Origin of the sequence: Weissella hellenica, from assembly GCF_005405545.1 — a bacterium.
Classification (GTDB): domain Bacteria; phylum Bacillota; class Bacilli; order Lactobacillales; family Lactobacillaceae; genus Weissella; species Weissella hellenica.
Window position 1 is genome coordinate 1 of sequence record NZ_BJEG01000008.1, and the last position, 21,071, is coordinate 21,071.

Consider the following 21,071-nt stretch of genomic DNA (forward strand, 5'->3'; position numbering starts at 1 on the left):
GAGGACTTGGTAATCCGAACCTCAAATTACATCAGTTGGTTTAATTCCGACAGAATTAGAACGAGTGTTTAGAAAAAGATGTGCCATTTATTGACATAGGAGCATTTCAATTTTTTTGAATTGCCCACAAGAAATATGAAAACCATTAATTGCAGATATTTGATCCATTATATTCTCTCCAACTGTTTGATATTAATTCATATGATAACACAGTTTCATGGTATAATATGAACAAAAAATTAGAAAGAAGATTTCATGAAATCTATAAATATTGATGAAGAAATGAGAACTTACGCAACAGCTGAATCTCAAAAAAGACATACGCATATTAAACATCATTTTGAAGTTACTCATTTTTCAGACGCAGAAAGAGATGAAACAGGTTTTTAGGTGAATTTTCTTGTTGTAAACTTTTAGGAATAGATTGGAAAGCGAACATAAGGGATAATTATTTAACTATTGACCATGGTGATAGTCATTGCAGTAAAGGTATATTTGATGTGAAAACTGAAACAATTCCAGAAAAATATTTCCAAAAAGTAGTTCCAAAGCAAATTAGCGCTGATCAATACTACGGCTGTCGTTGGATTAATGAGGATCAAGTACCATTATTAAAGAAATATGATATCATTATATTTGGTGCTTTTTGTCGTGAAAATATATCGGAGTGGTATCCATTAGGATGGTTAGAAACTGCTTACATAACGAAGCATTATCGCATTTCTAGTGGTGATAATTATCATAGAACAGTAACACCTGCTTTGAAAATTAAAACTAGTGATCTAAAGTCAATTGACTTACTAGTAAATATCGAACGGATATAATATAATGATTTCAACTAATGATATTAATGTCTTTTTAAATAGCAATAATTATGATATAAGGAAAAGTGGCAATGCTCGTTGGTTAGATCAAAAAGTTACATATGATGTGTCTTCTATTATCGCGGATTGTGTTTTAAATTACATTGATAGTAACGAAAACAGTGAGTTCACTTCTTCTGATATCTGGCATAGCGAGTACACGGCTAACAACATCTTGGCAATTTTTAATAAACCAGATGTTAATGAACAAAAAATGAAAAATGAGTACGATAAATTTTTCAGTCAGCCACTTCTTTTCCTTGCTTCTTCGAAAGTATTAACATTAACAAAAAAGGGTAAAAGAAATTTTTATAAATTAAATAATCGAGATATGTTAGAGTTCATTGCTGCCAGGGAATATAACTCATTCACTTTTACAACGATGTATATTGAAAAGGTAATGCGTGACAGTGATCTTTGGCCAGAATTTGAAAACTTTTTTGTAAATCAAGACAAGGACTCTTACAATAAATTAAAAGAAAGCTTTGGAAATTTTCTTCGTGAATACACCCCTATTAATGGTGAGCTGGAACCAAATAGAATATTTACTAAAGTCATTAATCCCCTCGCAGTTTCCAGACGAAAATATGGAACAAAAGGTGGCCATATCAGTAAATCAATAATTTCATTATCTGATTTACAATATAATCAACCTAACTTCAGAGATTTGCATACTAAAAAACCAAAGGATACGTCTCGGAGCGATTGGGCTACTCAGTTAAATCAATCAGTCAATATTTTACGAACAACCTATCAAATTGGAAAAGTTAAAAAATTTCTTCATAACTACAATAAGGAATATCGAAATAATCAATCTGAAATACTAGATAATTGGAGCGTGGGATCAGCCACACAAATGCATCATATATTTCCAGTTGCGGATTATCCAGAAATTAGTGATGTAATTGAGAACTTAATTGCACTTACTCCAACGCAACATTTAACAAAAGCTCATCCCAATAATAATACTCAGCGTATTGATAGATCTTATCAGAAATCGCTTTTGTTAAGTAAATTGGCTAACATAAAAGACAATTTATCTGGGAAAACACGCCCTAAAATATACGACTTTCAGCAATTCGTAAATGTCGTTGCCACAGGTTTTGATGTGGATTTAAATATTGAAGATGATGACTATGAAATATTAATTAACATAATTAATCATTATTATATTTAAAGCAGTAAATTGAAAAAGGCAAAGTCTAGAATTAGATTTTGCCTTTTAGCTTATTTATATAATCCAAAAAAGTAAACAGAGCTTTTATCAATATTTAGACTCCGAGTGCTATAATTTCTTGCAATTCTATAAAACAGTTCAAACTTTTTACTGCTTAAAAATTTTAACTGTTTATCACTGATTTCTGAATTAGTCACTTTTTCGAGTATAGCTACTGATCCATTAACTATTGTGTTTTTGGGCTTTGTAACTACTCTTGGGTAATAAGTCATGTTGGGACTTAAATACACATCATCACGAGTTAGATACTTTGAAACGGTAAATGTAGATAATTCCGATTCATTGATATAACTGTCATAACCTGGTATCTCAGTAAAACCTGAGCCATCGCGGTTGATATTCCGACTTTTTAGCACTCTTATTTCACCACAATCTTTCATAACTGACTTGGTTAACTGCCTGTCTCGAAAAACTTTAAAGACTCCAAACTCCATATGACTAGCTATATCTTCAAAAAATCTATCTCGATAAAGAAGCCACGAAGGATATTCTTCGCTAGTCAATATGTCTTGTTTTACAATATTCTGTAATTTTTTTGTTACTGAATATGTGTAGCTTAAGTTTTTTTTCTCTTCGGTACTAATAAATAATGCTATGGTTTCAATCAATACGCCTTTGAATCCTTTTTCGCCAAAATCCAATATTTTGTTGATAGCAAGCTTACTTATCCGCTTTCTTGTTTCTTTGAAATCAGCATTGCTTAAAAAATATTTAGGCATTATCATTACAATATTTGATCCGATAAGAGTTGATTGTTGAATGAAAAATCCAGATATATTTGTGGTGATAGTATCGTTGTATTTCTTACTAAATTTATCTAATCCTGAAGTACTTGTTAATTTCATAAAAGGTGGATTACCAATAACAAGATCATAGTGCTGTGTGTACTCATTTGATAAAAAGTCATGAACAGTGTAGTTGATTACTACATTAGCTGGAATATTTCTATATTTATTCAGAGCTTTAGTTAATTCAATACTTTCAGGATCTATATCATTAACATCGATAATTAGTTTTTTTGCGTTTACATAGTGATCAATTAAAATTTGAATAAAGTTGCCTACACCAACCGATGGCTCCAAAATATGAATAATTTCTTTATCGATATTAGGCAAATGCTGACTAATTAATTCTAGTGTCTCTGGATCTGTATAATAGGCAGCTGTATCTGATCTATTGTTGTTAACCAATTCAGCAATTCGTGACAATTCCTCAAGGTTTAAATTTTTCGGATTGCCTTTAATAAAATTAAGGACCTCTGTTCTATCCTGTAACTTGTAAGCGGTTATTATTTTTTTTAGATTGTGATTTTTCGATATCATATAAAGTATCCTTGATATTTTTGGCAATTTTCTGCATTATTATAGTTGGTACAGCTTCACCAATGCTTTGACGAATATTAATTTCATTTTTTTTCAAAAAAATTTCTTTTTCTCGTAAAGACATCGCATTTAAAGTTTCTTCACTCTCCATTGTCCACTTAAACGAAGAAGGAATGTTCATCATTCGCATTAATTCGCGTATACTAAAAACTCTATCATCTGTGGGGTGCACAGTATTCTGACTAGCCAAAATATCATTTCTTGTATGAACGCATGGAGCAACAGCGCTCCAACGCTGACGTGTATACTTATCGCCATTTTTATTTACATTTGGAATTAATTCTCCTGTTTTTGACACAGTATGAGGTCTCTTTAATGGATCTATGTTATCAAAAGCTGTTTCTCCTGGTTTAAGATCTTTAATCCAGTTGCGCATATCAGGACGATATTTTTTAAAATTGTGATATATATCTTTAGGATCAACTTCCCCCATTGTCTTCAACGACTTTAAATCACCAATAACATTAAAAAGGTTCTTTTCTGGCTCTTGACTTGGATAAAGTGATTCAATATTTATTGATTGAGACAAATCTTTTCTAACGCCAATCACCACGGTACGAGTTCGACTACTATTTGCGCCAAAGTTTTTAAAATTAAAAATTTTTGATTCATAAACATAATCTTCAGAAAGCCAATCTACAAACGCATCTTTAATCTTTTTTTCTACATCATGATCCATACATTTTGTAGTCATAAATGCTCTAACATTTTCTGCAATAAAAAATTTGGGCTGTATTTTTTTTACAATCTCAAGAGCTTCAACCACAAGTGAATTTTTTACAATTGTTCCATCATTTTTTTTATGGTTAGCTACAGACATACCTTGACATGGAGCAGTAAAAATCACAGCGTCAATTTCATTAACAGATTCTTCCTTTTTAAAATAATCAATTGCGTTGTAAAGCTGGTCTTTTGTTTCATCTTGTGTAATGTCACCTAAAACATAGCCGTTATCATATTTAACTTTATCATTTGCTTTTTGAACATTTAACCGACGTTCTATTAATTCAGAAGTCGCTACTCCAAGAAATCCCTCTTGTTTAAAACCAAAACACCCTACTCCTGCGGAGCTAAATAAACTAACATAATTCAAGTTATTCACCCTCTTTTTATATTCTACAATTTCTTCTAAACTGCAATCCAAACTATCACATATTCTAGCTAGAGCATCCATTGAGACGGTTTCGTTTTTTGATAATCTGGCAAGAGTAGAGTTTGTTAAGCCAGCTTCGTCTCTTAATGCTGTTTTGTTTAGATGACGACTATAAGCAAGATTCCATAATTTATCATAACAAAATACCATCAACAGTCTCCTTTCTCAAAATACAGAATAAAATTTCTATAAATGCAGAATTAATTATACCATATCTTTGGTCTTATAAATGTTTTCAAAATAAAAAACCGTGCATCAAATTAAAAGCACAGCATACATCATGATGACATTTAAAATTAAAATATTGTAGACTTATTCATCTAACAACTAGATTAGTAAGCCATGAATCTTTAAATCATCTATTAGTTCTTTACAATTAATACGACCAGCGATATTACCCACCCCTGCTGTCATATTATCTAGTAAACAATTAGGAACTCCAGTAAAACTAAAAAAATGTATTCGATCTTCTGGTCCCCAAGCGTTTTGATTTTGATTATTTTCATGCGTAAAAGCTATATTGGTATTATTAGGATCAAGTAAATAATCAAACGCCCTTTGCTTGTCAGCCTCTGAATCAAAATGCACCTGTTTCTTTACTCCATAGTCAAGTTTACTCATAAGCGGTATCTCCATATATCTATTTTCATTAACCAAAACTATTGTATCACTAAATTAATACAGAAAATTCAAAAATAGAATATAGTTTAAGCACTCATTTTTTAAATGTAGCACGCTAAAATGCATATTTTTAACTTGTTTCTCTATTTTTTAATAAAGCAAGATTTCACACATATGCTAATTTGCGACATAAGCCTTAGGCGCAACTTATATGCCACTATAAGTGCTCATCTCATCGGTCTTATGATTTTCTTCAACACAGTACCAGACTTTTCTCTCTGTACCTGCGCTTGGATTGATCGTTGATAATCATATAAAATTAGGTTATTGAAAATAACTTTGAATTTTGATTCTCATTAATAACGTTGTCGAAGGCATTATTTTATCAGTCAAGAGCATATTTGGTTTTCAATGTACTGAAACACAGCTAGTAAATCTAGTTGTGTTTTTTTCGTGCTGATTTTTAATGTTAATACTTTCTTAAGAAACATGCGTATTTGACAAAAAGAATAAGCACAAGGAATGTTACAGAAGTATTTCAACTTCTGTTTCACTCCTTATGCTTATAAGTTTATACTTTAAGAATAAGCTAAAATTTGGCCATTCTAACCCGTCGTGTTATAATTTATCTGTAAAAAAGCCCCGTGCTACCAACACGAGGCCCAGGTTACTTTAACGGTGACTGACTTAAATATATGTTTAGACCGCCTTGCCAGTCAAAGCATAGGGCGGTTTTTAGTTTGTCTCACTTCTTATGGTGGTTGTCAATGTATGTCAACAACGCCAACAAGAAGGTCGCGAACAATATCGCTAAAGACATTGCATCGTGAACAGACATTTCTGGCTGATCTTCCTTTCGTTAGATTCTGGTGTCCATGAATATCATTCAAAGGCATCACTTTCTTCCTACTGGAAAGTCAGCCACCGCCTTTGACCTGTATCACTACTATAACATAAAAGGTGTATCAAACACTGATACTATCGTGTTTGATATACTTTTCGTATTGGTCAATAATTGAATTTTAATTTTAAAAATCACCAATTTGCATCATCGTTTAACCAATCTTAAATTTGTTCCGATATATTTAACGCTTCATTTGGAACAAATTGAGAATAGAATTGAATATCTTTTACAGCATCCTCTACTTGTCTACGCTCTTTGGCTTTTCGTATTGTTCTTTGTTTTCTTGACTCTTTGTTACTCATAAACTCTCCATCCTCAAAACAAACCCTTAGACATTTGGGACAGCCCATTGAATTATGTGAAAGTGATTCGTCACTTCTTGACTAATAATTCATTTTAGAACATTCGTAAGCCTAGGCCAAAACCATCCAAAATACCACGTTGATTTATCATAGAAATAAGCTTTGTAACAGATGTTGGAACACCTTGATGTGATTTACGGACTACTTTTGAGATTCCCTCAGTAAAACGTGGTATTTCAAGGCCTTTTAGCTGATTTTTGGCTAATTTTGTCTGATAAGTAGTTAAAAAAATCCCTAATTCACTGTTTTTTCCTACATCATTAATGGCTAAAACGAATTGTCTTGATAAATCTTTTTTTCTCATGTTTCGCCCTTTCTTTATGTTTTATATCAATACCTTAATTCTACACCTTTGCATATAACGATTTGTATATTAACTCTGTAAAATCTATAAATGCCGTGATAGTGATTCATCGCTAACATTTTGTGATTGTTCAGTCGTAGTATCTTGTAACATCCGATGCATCTGTTGTAGTTCTTGGCGACTTTGTTTCGTCATCCGTTTTGCAATTTTATTTAATTTACCGACAGGTGCAGGTTTGTGTGGTGTCACCATTTTAGGATTTTCAGGTTGATCATTACGTTGTTTAACCTTTTCAAAATTTCCTTTTGCCTGTTTGTGAAACTTACCATCGTTAATCTTCTGATCAGCTTTAAACTGTTCATTAAATTGCCGATAAATCCCATTAGCTAACTCTTTACGTAGTCGTTTATCTTGTGCTTCTGACCATTTCTCTTGGCCTTTGTGTTGATTTCCATGCGTTTCTGCCATCATGCCATCCATTTTTTGCGCAGTCGATTGAAAGGCTTGGTAATCATCTTTTAATTCATGAGTCAATAACTTATCAATCAGACCATTCATTTGTCGATTAGCTGGAGCCATTCGGCTTGTATCATCCGTCACCAACGTATCAGTGTTACCAACTTTCCAACGCCCCCGTAAATCTTGTGGTAAGACATCATAAATTTTCTGCAGGTCCGCCGTGTACTTGTGTGTCCGATCCAGCCTTGTAAAAGAATCTTGTTTAATTTGTGTGCGATAATTTCCTACCGCTTCATAAACATTTGCCCGTTTAATTTTCGTAGCGTCTGATTCTATTTCATAACGAAATTTACTTTCAGCTTGGTGCTTTGCTTTAAAATCAATAACACCTTTTGGTTCACCATTTTTAAGTAACATACTAGGTCGCGTTTCTGGTGAAATCTTGGCGAACCAAATGTGCATGTTAAGATGGTCGGTATCTTGGTGCACGGCACCAAACCAAACCACATCATCAGGACCTTGTCCTAAAGGTTGTGACCCACCTTTTTCAAATAAATCGTGCACAATATGTTGTTCAGCCCGCTTTAATTTATCTTGATCTAATTGCTTTGTTTCTGGATCATACAGATTATTCTCAACCAACCAATCACCTCGTATTGAGAAGGCCATCTCATGCAAAATATTGCCATTTTCTTGTGCCAAGTTTAGTTTATTTTCCAGGTTATCCATCTGTCCATCGGTCATATTTAAAGTGTCACTATCAAACAGAGGGTGTTCATCACCCATAGCAGAAAAGCGAGAACTGTAACCAAAACTATTACTTGTCTTCTGGGCCTGTTCAGCGTCCGTTATATCTACTAACGCTTGATTATTTTCATCCATCACTTTGGAACTTTTAGCAGCATAGGTACGGACTAAATTACCAAACTGTTTACCTTCTTTCGTTGCCTGGGCAGCCGTTGTAAAATGCGTGGGTAATAAAACAGCCCCGGTTTTCTTTTCACCTGTTGCAAAGTTCGCAAAACCTCCCGTTTTAGCCATGTACATTTACCCCCTGTGTTTTAGCATAGCCTGTCAATTCATCATGTACTTCTACCAACGTTTGAAAATCTTTAGATGGAAAACGAGTAACTGCACGTGCGACATATTTATGATTTGTTGATTTCAAAATTCTTGCACAAGCATGACTGCTTTGTTGGTACTGATCCATTAATAAATGAGAAAATTGTGCGATCCAATAACTTTTTTGTTGGTACTTCTTATCGATTTCCGTTTCCTGTTCCATCGGCATGTCTTGTAATGCTGCTTGGTCAGGATGTAACCAATCTTCTTCATGTAATTTAGCCAAAGCAGATTCTAAATCAAATTGATTATTAGTCATGTTTAAACTCCATTCCTTCACCACGACGTCGGTGACGTTTGTTAGCTAGATCATTTTTACGTCGTTTTTGATAAGCATTGTAATCTTTTGCATACTGACTACTTTCATCAATTTCCGACCGAATATTTGTTTGAATGATTTCATCAATTTGTCGCGCCGGTCCGAAATCTTGCATATTTTCTAAGTAATCCATAGCAGCAATAAATGACGTCATTTCCTTTAAATCTGCCATCTGTTTATTAATTTGGTTTAACATTGGATCGGCGTCATTTATTTCATCCATACCTTTCAATAAATCACCATAAGACAACGTATTATTTTTAGGATTTAAGATTACTTGATTCACAAAAAAGTTTAAAGCAAAACGATACATACCGGCATTATTATCACCACTAACACCTGTTTCTGGATGTTGCGCAAGCCAAGTTTTCAGTGTCTCACGATACCATACTTCTTGACGACTAGTTTTAATAGCAATTTGTCGTTTAAATAAATTTTCATCAGTTGGTTCATAGTCCAAAACTTCCGTCACGTTCATCAACCCACGTAATTCATCAGCAACGTGATCATCTAAGTTTTCGTCAGAATAGTTCTTAAACTTAGTTTGTAAATACTTCAGGCGATTTTGATTTTTACTCTTTAGTTTTTGTCGAAATTCTCTTAATGTTTGCATGGTTAATTCTCCTTATCTTGTTGTAAAGCCGTCCCAGTGTAGTAATTAATTTGCCAGCCAGGTTGGCTATTAAATATATAAACATGAAACTTAATTTGATCATCGCCAACTGATTGTCCAGCCATTTCTATACCACGGGGTACTCGTTCAACATTACGATATAACGGCGTCACCCGGTAACGGACAAAGTGCTTTGGTGACTGCTTCAAATAACTGGCTATTTGATTTTCAAATGTTTCCATCGAACCTTGATTGTCGTATTCATGTATTGCATTCATTGCGCGTGTCCCTGTCACTAAATTACGAGCATCATTATTTAATCCTGTTAGTTGATAACCAATTAAATGTGACCGGTTATAAAGATAATCTTGTTGATCATTTTGGTTAAAGCGATACACGTGATAGCCAGGTGTTTTAACGGTCAATTTTTTTCTTTTCAGGGTTGGCATCTGTTCTTGATTCAATAAGGCATCAGCTTGTTGTGGTCGTCCTATCCAATCTCGATGTGCCAGTTTTTGCCAAGCACCTTGATCAATTTTCAATTCGCTTGTTGTAAAATTAGGTTGATTGTTGGTAACCGGAATAACTTGCTGTGTTGTGAAATCTTGTGCCACTAATTTTTTTTGCTGGTCTTCATGTTGTGGTAATTTTGGTGCAGCTGTCGACTGGCTAAATTGATTAAATATTCGATTCAAAATAACATCGCGCTTTACAAAAATCAGAACTGCCATAACACTCATAAAAATGATAATGAAGCGACGTAACCATCGTCGATTGTAACTGTACATCCTACCTCACTCCTTATTAACCAATGGTGTCGTCATACATATATTTAATTAACTGTTCAATACTATTTTTCAATGCCGTTAAATCATGTGAAATAGCATGTTGTGATTCGGTTGTGACATGCGTTAAAGTATTCAATTGTTTCGTCACATCTTGCAAAGGTTCCAATAAAATTTCCGTGGCGTTTGCTTGTTCTAAATTGGTAGCAAAGTTCTCAATAATGATTTGTAACAAAGCATTACGAGAAACATGATTGCGTTCTGCTTCATCATTCAATACTTTGATTGTATGCTCCTTTAATCCTTCTACTTGGATAATATTTGTCAAAATTAATTCCTCCATTGTTAAGTTCAATTTCAAACTTTTTGTCGTGGCTAAATAAAAATCAAAATCAATCAATAATAAATAACAGGTTAAGGGGAAATCCCAGGACGGCGTCCTGGAGTCCCGCTGTGGGAGGATTTATTGTCCTTGGTATCGCTTATGAAAACTAACCCTTTGGTAACCCTCTAGCTACACCTTTGGTAACCCCTTAGATACCCTAGTGATAACCCTCTGGCTACACCTTTGGTAACCCCTTCATTAAGGTAAAAAAATTGCGGAATTACTGGTTATTAGGCAGCAATTCCGCATCGGTTATTGTCCTAGTTTAGGTACGTTAAGTTGTCCATTTTGTTGCTTTGTTTTTTACTTTTCTAACTGCTTGATTTTCTCCTTTTTACTATCAATTGTTGCTTTGGTATCTGAAATATTTTTCTTAAGATCCGTCATCTTTGATTGATAAGATTCAATCGTTTCATTAGCTTGTGCTTGTTCTTTATCGGCCATATCTGGCATCTGTTGCCGTGTTGCTCGAACATTTTCGGTTTGTTCTCTGATGGCTGCTTGCCACTCTTTAATGGCTGTTCGATTTTCTTTAATCGTTTGCTTTTGTTCTTGGATATTCGTGTTTGTTTGTGCCACAACTAATTGCTTTTTGGTGAGTACTTTTCGTTGCTTATTAACCGGTAACTTGTCATCGTTATTAATTACAATGGTTGCTACCTGATCACTTGTTTTTGCTGGCTTTTTTGCTGAATCTGACGACTCATCAACAGCCGTCTTAATATTTTCGGTATCAATACTTTTATCCGCAAATCCAACCCGCACATCTTGAAAATTAGTTTTTAATTTTTCAAATTGCACGACCATTGTATTCGTCGAAGTGGCAATAATATGATATTCAGATTGTCCATTTTGAATATAACGATCACCTGCAAATGACAACTTAAATCGTTTCATATTAATACCAGTTGTCAGCGTATCATCAGTGTTCCCAGTAAACTTAAAATGTAACTCTAACAAACCCGTTTCATCATTAAAGACCTTCTTTGTTAGCTGGACATTAGTGCCCTGATTACCAAACGCCATTGTCTGATTTAACTTAGTTGAAACGGTACTCGATGGTCGTGGCATTACCATTGAATAAATCAAAATAGCAGCGGCAATACCAAGTAAACTTAGCAATCGTAAGGTCACAGTTTTTCGTTGTTGATCATAATGATTATAGCGTCGATTATCATGCTTAATCTGTCTGTGATACCACCATCGACTAAACCAGGTAGCACCTTCTTTTAAATGTGGTTTTTCACTGTATTTCACCTTAACATGCTGCATTTTAACCTCCTATCTGATCTCTAAATCATCAGCAACTAAACCGGCTAAACCTTGTAAAACATATTCGTCTGATTCATCATTTGCAATCACCGTTTCATCGTCAGTTACAACAGATTTATCATGGTTACCAGTCGCCCAAGGCATGAATGAGGTAATCACATTTGTCGTTTGATAGTGGCTACTTTGTATATTAAAGTGCAATTCAATCGGCATACCCTTCTGATTCGCATATTGAGATAGTATCTCTGCCGTTTTGCCAAAGGCCACATAATAAATAAAATCTGTTTGCGATTTTTGACTTAAATAACGTTTAACTGCTAACCCCAAACGTACCATTTTTATATCTTTGTGCTCACCAACTGTTTGTAGCTCAAATTCTTTTAAAAGTCGTCCCACATGAATATTTGTTTGCATTGTTAATTCCTCCTCTTAACCAGTTATTCATCAAAAAGTGTCCGAATGATAGGGTAGTCATCTTTCAATTTTGCAGCTAAATACTGTTCCAAATTTTGTTGTGTTTTTTGCACACGAAACAAGTCATTTTGTTGGATAATACGACCATTTGCAACTTGTTTTTCAACGACAAATAATTGTGTATTTTCTGCTACCACTACCTGTCCAATTAGTATCTCACTTTCATCAAGCAAGCTGACAAAATGTCCCACATCACTCAAACCATGTTCTGTTAATTGCTTTGCCAAATAAATATTTTGTTGCTTTGAAACCACTATCTGCTGCGTAAATAAATCTAATTGTTCCCACATAATCTACCCCCACAACTGTTTAGTTATCCGGTTGTACTAATTGATTAAAAGGCACCCCAGTCCGATTAATTTCTTGTTGGACTTGTACCAAAACTTGTTCTTCAATCCGATAAATCCAAATCGCTTGTTGTTGGATAACTAATTGCCCTTTCTCGGACAAAATCAAACGATTTAACCCGGCCATTGAATCAGCACTTAATAAAATATGTTGTCGCTGCCAATCCACTGCAATGTACTGAAAATCCATCTCCTTTACCTCCGCCCTCTAACTGTCTCAATTACAATTAAATCCTGTAATCTATTCCCTGCTCGTAACCCCACTATAATTTCAGACCAAGCCTTTTTAGATAATCGACCTAACCAAAAAATTCCTGCTTTTTGTGCTTGCATTGCTAATATCTGCTTATGTAAATCTGACTGTGTTTCAGCAAATGCTTTAATGGTTGAAAAAGTCCCATCAAACGCTACATATATATAATTTATTGTATCGTGCGGCACACGATTTATTGTTTTTAATTGATCAATTGCTAACATCATTTTTCTCCCGTTCTATCCAAACAATGGATAACAAAACGACCTTATTTCATGTAGTTATTAATCAATAGACCAGTGCTTAACAACTCAACAACAACGCGTAGCGTTAGTTAGGAGAGTTCGCCCTTGAACGAGCTATTCCAACAAAACACTAATTGCGATCAGAGTGATCAAAATCACTGTTTTGTCGTCCAATTACAAGAATTGGCACACGTTTAAAGCCAGCACTGCCCAGCTACAATCACAACATCATTTCGAGTTAAAAGGTCGAATTATGAACTAAGCACCATGAACCAAATTGTGACTGCCGTGTGACGCCATTTTCAGTACGTCCACCCTGACCTTTTAACGCATTTGTTTGGTTGTCACCACCAGTGGCTATCAATTACACCACATTACTTTAAACGTTCGCTACGACGTTCTCTGGCACCTTTCTGACGACGTGTAGGCGATGCGAACCCCTTATTTGCTTATACAAGTTACGACGTCGCATTTTGTAACTGCTTAAAGCCATCTTGGTATAGTCAAAAATCGCTACTATACCCCCTCAGTGGATCTTAGTAACGTCTTTTAACACCAGGTTATGACCTCTAATATGCACTCATTTCATTCATAACTTCACATGATATGTCATAATATGTTATACTAATGTATACATTAGGTTTGGTGCTAAAAAATGTCGCACTAAAACCAGCTCATTTTCTTCATTTTTTAAAAATGATACTTGTACTTTCTGTTTTAAAAAGTATTGCCGTACTAATCGCAACAGAGGGTAATTTATTAAGTTTTGGAAGATCAATAACAGTTGATAACATCGGTCATTTGCTAGATGAGATGTTATCTTCAGTTATTGATCTTTTTGTTCGTCATCACTAAACCAACGTGCAATGACTTCATCCGTCGACATATCAAGGGCTCGTGCAATTAATGCTAAATTTTTAATACGCGGGTTTCCCTGATCATACTCAATACGTTGAAAACTTGCATATGGAACATTTGCTGCCCTAGCTGCATCACCCATCCGGTAATGATGAAATTTCCGCCAAGCTTTAACTGCTTGTCCCAAGGTTTCCTCGTCTTTATAATTCATCAATTCTCACCTCCTCGCTCTTTAATATCGATAATGGAAGTTCCTGTTAAAAAATTAACCGAACTTGTCGGTATTTAGAAACTAAAAAGCCTCCTTGTTGAACAAGAAGGCCTTCACTGTCAGTTATTACAGGTTCAAGATTGAACCTATTTTTTTTACTGGCAGCAAGAGAATAAATCCTATTAAATCAAGGACTCAGCACCTCTTGTTGCCTTTAATATAAATGTAATGCTTATATAATTAGCATTATTTTGAAGTGTTTTTGTTACTTATTAGGCTTAATTTGTAAATATTTAGTATTTTTTCAATTTAAAACGCTATTTTTATATTTTTTCTATAAATTATACCTTTTACGTATTTTAGTGCTTATTATTTTAACTGTACAAAAATTAAGCTCATCCGGCTATTTTTTACGCATAACTCATCAGCTCGTTTAATTAATGATATCTGCTAATATTTTCAGGCTTAAATACCTTGTAGCCCGTTTAAACATATAATTTGGTAATCTTGGGCCTTTTAACGATTTTGTCAACGGTTTGCTGTTATGTGCTATATCATGACGTTAAAGATGCCTGTGCCTTTATCTTGTGCGCATTGCGATTAGCCGTTTCATCGAGAACACGTTCATATGGGAAATGTACAAACCAAGCCCACCTAATAACAAGATAAACTCCATTGTTTAATGTGATTTTTTTCACATATAAATTATGCTACTGAGCCCTAATGTTACTGATTTTTTACCACCTTCCATTTGGCCATTAACACTTCATCGTTGTTCAAAATTATATAGATCTTTTTATTCTAGGTTACAACCGGGCAAAATGACTGATAATGACGATGGTTTTTCTTTGCTAAAGCTCGTTTGTATTTATTTAATAGATCATTTATTTATTGGATCTTTTATAGTAAGTTGGTCACCTTATGTAATAAAAATGACCGTAGAATACGTTTCTCAGCATATTCATTGTACTAAAATAGTAAAAAACAGGTACACATTTTGAATTGTACAATTTTACCTCGTTAGGTTAAAACTTGTCGTAATAAGTTTATCTAATTCGTTTTCGGAAATTTGCTCTAAGCGAACAGACAGCCAGTGAGTTTTATTCATATGGTACGCAGGTAAAATTCCGAAAATTCACTTAAACTTGCTACTTTTTCGGGACTTAATTTAACATCCATTATGTCTTCCTTACCAATATCAGCCTCACCTAATTTGTTTTTTTCAACGTCCATGATAATCGCATACCATTTATGATTGTCCCCATGACGTAGAACTGCATAGCTAGGAAATTTTATCCAAAGATATTCAGGTTCTGTTTGATATTTTTCTTTTACGTAGTTAAAAACTTCTGTACGTTTCATTTAGTGTATTCTCCTTGATTTATGTATTCTCCTTGATTTATGTATTCTCCTTGATTTATAGCGTTAAATTATAAGATACTAATTAATACAACCGTTTTTAATTAAATTTTTCTAAGGGATATACTTGGTTATCATCAAAAACATTTTCATCATTTTTCTCCAGTATACACTAACTTCTTCCGCATCTGAATCTTTGACTATATTGAGATATTGAGGCTTGTTTTACTATAAATAAATAGGTTATCTCTTTTGAATTACAACCGTCTTTTAATTTTTTTGAATAGCTATGTTATAGTTTACCCGTAAATTAAAAGACCTCGTGCTACCAACACGAGGTCCATTTTACTTAAAATCTATGTTCTAAAATAAGCCCATGCATTATTTTAGAATGCCAGTCTTGATTAATAACATATTTTTTTACTTCAAAAATTGTTGAGAAGCTTTCACAGTATAATCCCAAATTTGTTTCTGTCCGCTCGCAGAAATCCACTTTGGATCAACATTTTTTTCTTTCTTATCACTACCATAAAACTTACCAGACACGCCTTCAACATCAGGAGACGTAATCAAATATAGTCCTGCTGCTGCCGCGTCTGTAATTGACCATGAATATTGTCGATATTGTGCCATCACTTCTTTCATTTCTGGAATTTCACCAGAAATACGTTGTAACCCGGTATCCAATGCCGTACCAGGTTCTACAGAATTAACGGTCACATTTTTAATGTTTCTGTCTTGTAAATCTCTGTCAAATTCACGCATTAGCCACCAAACATAGAGCTTTGATAAGCCATAAGCATCACCAAAAGTATAATGTTCCTTCAGTTCAATATCGTCTAGAATTGGATCAGTTTGTCGATAACTTTCTGAAGACTGTGTCACAATTCTAGCTGATGAACTTTTTTCAAGTAATGGTAATAATAATTTTGTCAGCAAGAACGGTGCAAACGTATTAATAGCAAAAGTTTTTTCATGTCCTTCAGAAGTCACTTCTCGTTCTTCACCAAACTGCCCCCCTGCATTATTATAGAGAACGACTAAATGATCAACCTGTCCTTTTACTTTGTCTGCGAATTCAGCAACTTCTGATAATAAAGAAAAATCACCTGTTATCATGCTTACATCTGTATTACCGAGCGCAACAATCTCATCGTACACTGCTTTGGTTCTTTCCGAATTTCTACCATGAATAATTAATTGGTAATTCTCTTTAGCTAAAGTTAACGCTGTTTCTCGACCAATTCCATTAGAAGCACCTGTGATTAAAACAATTTTTTTACTCATACTTAAATATCCTTTCGAGATTCATTTTACAGAAATTTTGTTCTTTTTAATTTTTAACGATTAGTTTTTTAAGTATGGTCTGACTATGTCCATACAATAATCCCATACTTTTTGCTCATTTTCTTTAGAATAGTATTGACGATTTTCTTTTTCAATACGCCCTTTTTTATCAAAAAACTTACCAGTTAAGCCATAAAATTCTTTTGTGGTCGCCAGCTTCGCATTGGTTTCTCCTGGGACAGCTGGATCCAACATCATAGGACGCCACAAAATATAAATAAATTTCCAAATGGCAGGTCTTTTCGCAGCGGCTTCACTTCCTAAGTTAGTTAAAGCACTTCCTGGTTCCATACAGTTAACAGTCACGTTATTAATGCCTTTTTTTTGTAACTTATCGTTTAAATGCCACATAATCCATAAAACATATAATTTTGAAAGACCATAGGCACGGCTAAATTCATAGTTGTTTTCAAGTTCAATATCGTCTAAATATTTATCACTAGTCCCTTGGTTATAAGAAGCAGAAGAAACCGTAACAATTCTGCCATCTGAACTTTTTTCTAACAGGCTAAGTAAAGACTCACTCAATAATAATGGAGCAAAAACATTGATTGCCATAGTTTTTTCATTACCTTCAGAAGTTACCAATTGATCTTTGCCCATTTGAGAACCAGCATTATTGATTAAGGCATCCAAATGGTCATATTTCCCCTTAATTTCATTCGCTAATCGTTTAACTTCGGACATTAAGGACAAGTCTGCGACCACCGTATCAAGTTCTTCGTTACCTGACTGTTCTTTAATTTTAGCCAAAGCAATTTGAACCTTCTGTTCATTTCTGCCATGAATTATTACATGATAACCTTGCCGGGCCAAGGCTAAAGCGGTTTGATAACCAATTCCACTATTAGCTCCAGTTACTAAAACAATTTTATTAACCATTATCCTTCCTTTCTGTAATCTAAATTACATGAGAGACAAAATTATGATATTTTTCTGATTAAATAGCCTGCTAAAACAAAATCCCATAACATTATAGTGTACACTGAAAGTCTTTCAAAAGTAGCAGCATATTCCGTCATTGAGGTTATCAATAAACAAATGATAAAACTTAATAATCCTATTGCACCTAATAAGTAACTAAAATAAGTAAATTTTTTTGACCTCGCTTGTTGTGCAATGAATTTTCCAATTAAAATCAAAAACACATTTCCGCCAACAATTGCCATCGTCGCACCTATACCATGAAACACAGCTCCCCACCATTGATAACCCGGGAAAAATCCAACTAATATAATCCCTAATCCCTCTATAGATGCAAGACTAAAAATAAAATTATTATGTTTGGTAAACAGTCCTTTAAGTAAATAGATTGCCAGAATAAATAGAATACCATATAACACAAAACCAGTATTCATGACATAATATAAAGGCGAATCAATAGCACGTGTGATAATTGGAACACCCAGATCACTAATAAAATTTGATAAATAGTGATAATCTGGTTGCGTCCATGCAAGTGAACTAATGAGTTCACCTAGTAAATAAATCAGCGGTGCAATAACTAATAAAGTTGTTCAAAATTTAATTTTTTTATTCATTATATATATTGATCCTCATTATCTTCATACTTAATCCAATCTTTTTGTCTAGTCATAACAAAATTAAATAATTAATTAGCAACAAGTGAAAGAAACCTTTGAAAATTTATTTATCATCATCAACTGCTTCAAATTTATTTTTATAAAAGTTAGCACGCTCTGATAGGTTATAGATATCCTTGTTTTTTTCACTTAATTTATAAAGTAAGATTACGTTGCATAATGAGCTGACGATAAAAATAATTCTTTTCATAATAACCATTCCTCTCAATTTTTAACTCCTAATAGTTGCCCCACCATCCACATCAAATGTCATACCAGTTAAATAATGGCCTTCTGGTAAAGCAAGAAAGAGGCAAACACTCCCAACATCTTTTTGTGTATCTCCCCAACGACGCATAGGAATTGCATTTACAATGGCTTCCGTAGAAGCTTTAGCCTCGGAATCATCATTAATATTTTCACTTTCCTGAGAAGGATTGAGTGGATTAACATTATTTAAATTAATATTATATGGTCCCCACTCCTTTGCGGCAATTCGAGTGATTGAACGTAAAGCAGCTTTATTTGAAGCATAAACTGCATAATGGGGTGTATTAATTGTGTCTGCACCAGAAGCAAAATTAATAATAGTACCTTGACTTTCTTTTAAATAAGGTAAAGCTTCCTGCATTAAGCGCCATGCTCCAAACACACCAGATTCATAAACGGCAGTAATATCATCCGATGTAACATCTTCGACTTTAATATTGGCACGAAATGTTTGCGCACAATTAACCAAAATATTTAATTTCCCAAAATGGTCAATTGTTTGTGAAACAATCTTTTTTGCCGCACCATGATCGGTGTTATCTGCAACAATAACTAAAATTTTAGCATTAGGTGCTTCTGCTTGAATTTCTCTTTGCGTATTTAATAATCTTGATTCAGTTCGACCAGTTATAACAACGTGAACGCCTGCTTTTGCATAAGTCTTTGCTATACCTAACCCAGCTCCTGAAGCAGCACCAGTTACAATCGCAACATTTCCTGCAATAGATGTAAACATAACAATTTTCCTTTCTTTGGCTATCTGGCATGTTTTTGAAGCATGCATACCTATTTAAGATACGGTGCCACAATTTCCATGCAATAATCCCACAATTGTTGTTCTTTTTCCGGCGTATATTCCTTATCCTGTGGCTTTTCTAATTGTTTTTTATTATTGAAAAACTTTCCAGTCACCCCTTTTACATCACCTGATGATGCAAGATATATATTAGTAACTGCTCCTTTTTCTGGTGCGGGCATGAAGCGTAAGGCAATTTTGTAAATCAAATTATTGATAAAGCCGTTATCACTGTCCTGTCCAAAATTAGTTGCAACAGCACCAGGATGCGAACAATTAACAGTAATGTTATTAATTCCTTGTTTTTGTAACTCAGTAGCCAAATGTTGTGAATTCCAAATGACAAATAACTTCGAAATGCCATATCTGGCTTGACCTGATGAAACATTTTCCAAATTTAGGTCATCCATATCCGGTTTCGCTTGTCGATGTGTCGCTGAGGACATATTGATGATGCGTCCATCTGAACTTTGCTTTAAACTTGGTAATAACAATTGATTTAATAAAAACGGTGCTAATACGTTCAATGCCATCGTATTTTCAATGCCATCAATTTCTCTACGGGTGTCATCTAGCACAGCACCCGCATTATTAATCAAGATGTCTAGATGATGATATTTTTCCTTGAATTCATCAACCATCTTCTTAACTGCGGGTAACGAGAAAAGATTTGCTAGTACATAGTCTACTTGCGTATTACCTGATTTATTTTTAATTTCATGAACTGTTGCTTGTGCTTTTTCTTCGTTACGTCCGTGGACAATCACATGATAACCTTGTTTTGCAAGTTCAGTAGCAGTGATTTTTCCAATGCCATCTGTGGCGCCAGTTATTAAAACTATTTTATTATTCATTAAAATCTCCCTTCAAATATAACTAAATAGTTAGTTATAAAACAATAAAACAAACAAGCTATCTTCTAATAGCTTTGATAATCATGTTGCTTATTTTTCCCAATTCTTCTTGCGTAATATCCGGTTCTCTTTTTAAAATTAAAGTTGGCACCGTAAAGAAAGTTTCAAGGACGTCCCTTGAAATATCTACATATTCATCAGAAACTTGTATTCTTTCAAAAAGATCAGCTAATGGACCTTCCATAGTATTACCAAATTCAATCGCATGTTCATCTAACATTTCTTGGTTACTCCAAAGAGTACCCATGAAGTATGCTTGATCCGGATATTTACGATATTGTGTCACAGTATAGGCAATAGCTTGTTTAATTTGGCTATCGATATTTTGATCATGATCAATAGCCTCAGCTAGCCCAACATGTAAATTGATTTTAACCTCCTCATACAAACGACTTAATAGATCTGTTTTATCTTGATAGTGCAAATAAATTGTGGCCGGACTAACACCGGCATTCTTAGCAATTTTAGCGGTAGTCATGTTAGAAAGACCTTCACTTTGACTTAAAGTAAGTACGGATTCCTTAATAGCATGAATTTTATTAACATCTGTTTTCCTCATGCGTTAATTATGACTGATTAGTTAGTTAAAGTAAAGTGTTTTGTCTTTAGCGTTATAAGTTCGTATTACAGAAT

Annotated in this window: 27 protein-coding genes; 3 read left to right on the forward strand and 24 right to left on the reverse strand. The window is 34.1% G+C overall.

What is annotated here, in order from left to right; all coding sequences use genetic code 11:
• Positions 1–255 precede the first annotated feature (255 nt).
• The 3 genes from FFM61_RS09190 to FFM61_RS05225 all read left to right on the forward strand — a co-directional run bounded on the left by FFM61_RS09190 (position 256) and on the right by FFM61_RS05225 (position 2,040).
• Complete coding sequence (locus FFM61_RS09190) at positions 256–390, forward strand: hypothetical protein (RefSeq protein WP_255313605.1); 135 nt, start codon at positions 256–258, stop codon at positions 388–390.
• A gap of 110 nt (positions 391–500) precedes the next feature.
• Positions 501–824, forward strand: a complete 324-nt coding sequence (locus tag FFM61_RS05220; protein ID WP_074427586.1) for a hypothetical protein — start codon at positions 501–503, stop codon at positions 822–824.
• Positions 825–828: 4 nt separating this feature from the next.
• Positions 829–2,040 (forward strand): hypothetical protein, encoded by a 1,212-nt coding sequence (locus tag FFM61_RS05225; protein ID WP_074427587.1) that lies wholly within the window; start codon positions 829–831, stop codon positions 2,038–2,040.
• A gap of 50 nt (positions 2,041–2,090) precedes the next feature.
• On the opposite strand, the gene FFM61_RS05230 is transcribed toward FFM61_RS05225, so the two are convergent.
• The 24 genes from FFM61_RS05230 to FFM61_RS05335 all read right to left on the reverse strand — a co-directional run bounded on the left by FFM61_RS05230 (position 2,091) and on the right by FFM61_RS05335 (position 20,997).
• A complete protein-coding gene (locus FFM61_RS05230; protein WP_083194487.1) occupies positions 2,091–3,422 on the reverse strand; it encodes an Eco57I restriction-modification methylase domain-containing protein in 1,332 nt (443 codons plus the stop codon).
• On the reverse strand, positions 3,364–4,785 hold the full coding sequence (locus FFM61_RS05235) for a DNA cytosine methyltransferase (RefSeq protein ID WP_083194488.1): 1,422 nt from the start codon (positions 4,783–4,785) through the stop codon (positions 3,364–3,366). Before FFM61_RS05235 ends, FFM61_RS05230 begins: the two co-directional genes overlap by 59 nt.
• A gap of 177 nt (positions 4,786–4,962) precedes the next feature.
• Positions 4,963–5,256 (reverse strand): hypothetical protein, encoded by a 294-nt coding sequence (locus FFM61_RS05240; protein ID WP_074427588.1) that lies wholly within the window; start codon positions 5,254–5,256, stop codon positions 4,963–4,965.
• 745 nt (positions 5,257–6,001) lie between these two features.
• A complete protein-coding gene (locus FFM61_RS09085) occupies positions 6,002–6,094 on the reverse strand; it encodes a putative holin-like toxin (protein ID WP_255313606.1) in 93 nt (30 codons plus the stop codon).
• Between the two features lie 227 nt (positions 6,095–6,321).
• Complete coding sequence (locus tag FFM61_RS08950) at positions 6,322–6,462, reverse strand: hypothetical protein (RefSeq protein ID WP_168388712.1); 141 nt, start codon at positions 6,460–6,462, stop codon at positions 6,322–6,324.
• Positions 6,463–6,556: 94 nt separating this feature from the next.
• The gene (locus tag FFM61_RS05245) at positions 6,557–6,826 is read right to left on the reverse strand and encodes a hypothetical protein (protein WP_074427589.1); all 270 of its coding nucleotides are present in this window, start codon (positions 6,824–6,826) and stop codon (positions 6,557–6,559) included.
• 84 nt (positions 6,827–6,910) lie between these two features.
• Complete coding sequence (gene mobP2, locus FFM61_RS08955; protein WP_074427590.1) at positions 6,911–8,326, reverse strand: MobP2 family relaxase; 1,416 nt, start codon at positions 8,324–8,326, stop codon at positions 6,911–6,913.
• Complete coding sequence (locus tag FFM61_RS05255) at positions 8,319–8,666, reverse strand: hypothetical protein (protein ID WP_074427591.1); 348 nt, start codon at positions 8,664–8,666, stop codon at positions 8,319–8,321. The genes mobP2 and FFM61_RS05255 overlap by 8 nt, the downstream gene beginning before the upstream one ends.
• Complete coding sequence (locus FFM61_RS05260; protein ID WP_074427592.1) at positions 8,659–9,339, reverse strand: hypothetical protein; 681 nt, start codon at positions 9,337–9,339, stop codon at positions 8,659–8,661. Before FFM61_RS05260 ends, FFM61_RS05255 begins: the two co-directional genes overlap by 8 nt.
• A gap of 2 nt (positions 9,340–9,341) precedes the next feature.
• Positions 9,342–10,127, reverse strand: coding sequence for a DNA/RNA non-specific endonuclease (locus tag FFM61_RS05265; RefSeq protein WP_074427593.1), 786 nt, complete (start codon positions 10,125–10,127; stop codon positions 9,342–9,344).
• A 16-nt stretch (positions 10,128–10,143) separates the two neighbouring features.
• Complete coding sequence (locus FFM61_RS05270) at positions 10,144–10,452, reverse strand: hypothetical protein (RefSeq protein WP_074427594.1); 309 nt, start codon at positions 10,450–10,452, stop codon at positions 10,144–10,146.
• 360 nt (positions 10,453–10,812) lie between these two features.
• On the reverse strand, positions 10,813–11,781 hold the full coding sequence (locus FFM61_RS05275) for a coiled-coil domain-containing protein (RefSeq protein WP_074427595.1): 969 nt from the start codon (positions 11,779–11,781) through the stop codon (positions 10,813–10,815).
• A 9-nt stretch (positions 11,782–11,790) separates the two neighbouring features.
• Positions 11,791–12,195, reverse strand: coding sequence for a single-stranded DNA-binding protein (locus FFM61_RS05280; protein WP_074427596.1), 405 nt, complete (start codon positions 12,193–12,195; stop codon positions 11,791–11,793).
• A 23-nt stretch (positions 12,196–12,218) separates the two neighbouring features.
• A complete protein-coding gene (locus tag FFM61_RS05285; RefSeq protein ID WP_074427597.1) occupies positions 12,219–12,545 on the reverse strand; it encodes a hypothetical protein in 327 nt (108 codons plus the stop codon).
• A gap of 19 nt (positions 12,546–12,564) precedes the next feature.
• Positions 12,565–12,792 carry a hypothetical protein gene (locus FFM61_RS05290; protein WP_074427598.1) on the reverse strand — a complete coding sequence of 76 codons (228 nt, stop codon included), beginning with the start codon at positions 12,790–12,792 and terminating at the stop codon, positions 12,565–12,567.
• A 5-nt stretch (positions 12,793–12,797) separates the two neighbouring features.
• Complete coding sequence (locus FFM61_RS05295) at positions 12,798–13,079, reverse strand: hypothetical protein (protein WP_074427599.1); 282 nt, start codon at positions 13,077–13,079, stop codon at positions 12,798–12,800.
• An 847-nt stretch (positions 13,080–13,926) separates the two neighbouring features.
• Entirely contained in the window at positions 13,927–14,169 is a 243-nt protein-coding gene (locus tag FFM61_RS05300; RefSeq protein WP_074427600.1) for a helix-turn-helix domain-containing protein, read from the reverse strand.
• A gap of 1,104 nt (positions 14,170–15,273) precedes the next feature.
• Positions 15,274–15,531, reverse strand: a complete 258-nt coding sequence (locus tag FFM61_RS05305) for a hypothetical protein (RefSeq protein ID WP_306452596.1) — start codon at positions 15,529–15,531, stop codon at positions 15,274–15,276.
• A 417-nt stretch (positions 15,532–15,948) separates the two neighbouring features.
• Positions 15,949–16,815 (reverse strand): SDR family NAD(P)-dependent oxidoreductase, encoded by an 867-nt coding sequence (locus FFM61_RS05310; RefSeq protein WP_074427601.1) that lies wholly within the window; start codon positions 16,813–16,815, stop codon positions 15,949–15,951.
• A gap of 60 nt (positions 16,816–16,875) precedes the next feature.
• On the reverse strand, positions 16,876–17,757 hold the full coding sequence (locus tag FFM61_RS05315; RefSeq protein WP_074427602.1) for an SDR family NAD(P)-dependent oxidoreductase: 882 nt from the start codon (positions 17,755–17,757) through the stop codon (positions 16,876–16,878).
• 41 nt (positions 17,758–17,798) lie between these two features.
• A complete protein-coding gene (locus tag FFM61_RS05320) occupies positions 17,799–18,377 on the reverse strand; it encodes a DUF998 domain-containing protein (protein WP_083194490.1) in 579 nt (192 codons plus the stop codon).
• Positions 18,378–18,690: 313 nt separating this feature from the next.
• Positions 18,691–19,464, reverse strand: coding sequence for an SDR family NAD(P)-dependent oxidoreductase (locus FFM61_RS05325; RefSeq protein WP_074427604.1), 774 nt, complete (start codon positions 19,462–19,464; stop codon positions 18,691–18,693).
• Between the two features lie 50 nt (positions 19,465–19,514).
• Positions 19,515–20,378, reverse strand: coding sequence for an SDR family NAD(P)-dependent oxidoreductase (locus FFM61_RS05330; protein ID WP_074427605.1), 864 nt, complete (start codon positions 20,376–20,378; stop codon positions 19,515–19,517).
• A 58-nt stretch (positions 20,379–20,436) separates the two neighbouring features.
• Complete coding sequence (locus FFM61_RS05335; protein ID WP_083194492.1) at positions 20,437–20,997, reverse strand: TetR/AcrR family transcriptional regulator; 561 nt, start codon at positions 20,995–20,997, stop codon at positions 20,437–20,439.
• Positions 20,998–21,071: the final 74 nt, after the last annotated feature.

Excerpts from the sequence above, each read along its gene's own strand:
- FFM61_RS09190 (WP_255313605.1), top strand. The coding sequence starts at position 256 with ATGAAATCTATAAATATTGATGAAGAAATGAGAACTTACGCAACAGCT.
- FFM61_RS05225 (WP_074427587.1), top strand. The coding sequence starts at position 829 with ATGATTTCAACTAATGATATTAATGTCTTTTTAAATAGCAATAATTAT.
- FFM61_RS05230 (WP_083194487.1), bottom strand. The coding sequence starts at position 3,422 with ATGATATCGAAAAATCACAATCTAAAAAAAATAATAACCGCTTACAAG.
- FFM61_RS05235 (WP_083194488.1), bottom strand. The coding sequence starts at position 4,785 with ATGGTATTTTGTTATGATAAATTATGGAATCTTGCTTATAGTCGTCAT.
- FFM61_RS05240 (WP_074427588.1), bottom strand. The coding sequence starts at position 5,256 with ATGAGTAAACTTGACTATGGAGTAAAGAAACAGGTGCATTTTGATTCA.
- FFM61_RS09085 (WP_255313606.1), bottom strand. The coding sequence starts at position 6,094 with ATGTCTGTTCACGATGCAATGTCTTTAGCGATATTGTTCGCGACCTTC.
- FFM61_RS08950 (WP_168388712.1), bottom strand. The coding sequence starts at position 6,462 with ATGAGTAACAAAGAGTCAAGAAAACAAAGAACAATACGAAAAGCCAAA.
- FFM61_RS05245 (WP_074427589.1), bottom strand. The coding sequence starts at position 6,826 with ATGAGAAAAAAAGATTTATCAAGACAATTCGTTTTAGCCATTAATGAT.
- mobP2 (WP_074427590.1), bottom strand. The coding sequence starts at position 8,326 with ATGGCTAAAACGGGAGGTTTTGCGAACTTTGCAACAGGTGAAAAGAAA.
- FFM61_RS05255 (WP_074427591.1), bottom strand. The coding sequence starts at position 8,666 with ATGACTAATAATCAATTTGATTTAGAATCTGCTTTGGCTAAATTACAT.
- FFM61_RS05260 (WP_074427592.1), bottom strand. The coding sequence starts at position 9,339 with ATGCAAACATTAAGAGAATTTCGACAAAAACTAAAGAGTAAAAATCAA.
- FFM61_RS05265 (WP_074427593.1), bottom strand. The coding sequence starts at position 10,127 with ATGTACAGTTACAATCGACGATGGTTACGTCGCTTCATTATCATTTTT.
- FFM61_RS05275 (WP_074427595.1), bottom strand. The coding sequence starts at position 11,781 with ATGCAGCATGTTAAGGTGAAATACAGTGAAAAACCACATTTAAAAGAA.
- FFM61_RS05280 (WP_074427596.1), bottom strand. The coding sequence starts at position 12,195 with ATGCAAACAAATATTCATGTGGGACGACTTTTAAAAGAATTTGAGCTA.
- FFM61_RS05285 (WP_074427597.1), bottom strand. The coding sequence starts at position 12,545 with ATGTGGGAACAATTAGATTTATTTACGCAGCAGATAGTGGTTTCAAAG.
- FFM61_RS05290 (WP_074427598.1), bottom strand. The coding sequence starts at position 12,792 with ATGGATTTTCAGTACATTGCAGTGGATTGGCAGCGACAACATATTTTA.
- FFM61_RS05295 (WP_074427599.1), bottom strand. The coding sequence starts at position 13,079 with ATGTTAGCAATTGATCAATTAAAAACAATAAATCGTGTGCCGCACGAT.
- FFM61_RS05300 (WP_074427600.1), bottom strand. The coding sequence starts at position 14,169 with ATGAATTATAAAGACGAGGAAACCTTGGGACAAGCAGTTAAAGCTTGG.
- FFM61_RS05305 (WP_306452596.1), bottom strand. The coding sequence starts at position 15,531 with ATGAAACGTACAGAAGTTTTTAACTACGTAAAAGAAAAATATCAAACA.
- FFM61_RS05310 (WP_074427601.1), bottom strand. The coding sequence starts at position 16,815 with ATGAGTAAAAAAATTGTTTTAATCACAGGTGCTTCTAATGGAATTGGT.
- FFM61_RS05315 (WP_074427602.1), bottom strand. The coding sequence starts at position 17,757 with ATGGTTAATAAAATTGTTTTAGTAACTGGAGCTAATAGTGGAATTGGT.
- FFM61_RS05325 (WP_074427604.1), bottom strand. The coding sequence starts at position 19,464 with ATGTTTACATCTATTGCAGGAAATGTTGCGATTGTAACTGGTGCTGCT.
- FFM61_RS05330 (WP_074427605.1), bottom strand. The coding sequence starts at position 20,378 with ATGAATAATAAAATAGTTTTAATAACTGGCGCCACAGATGGCATTGGA.
- FFM61_RS05335 (WP_083194492.1), bottom strand. The coding sequence starts at position 20,997 with ATGAGGAAAACAGATGTTAATAAAATTCATGCTATTAAGGAATCCGTA.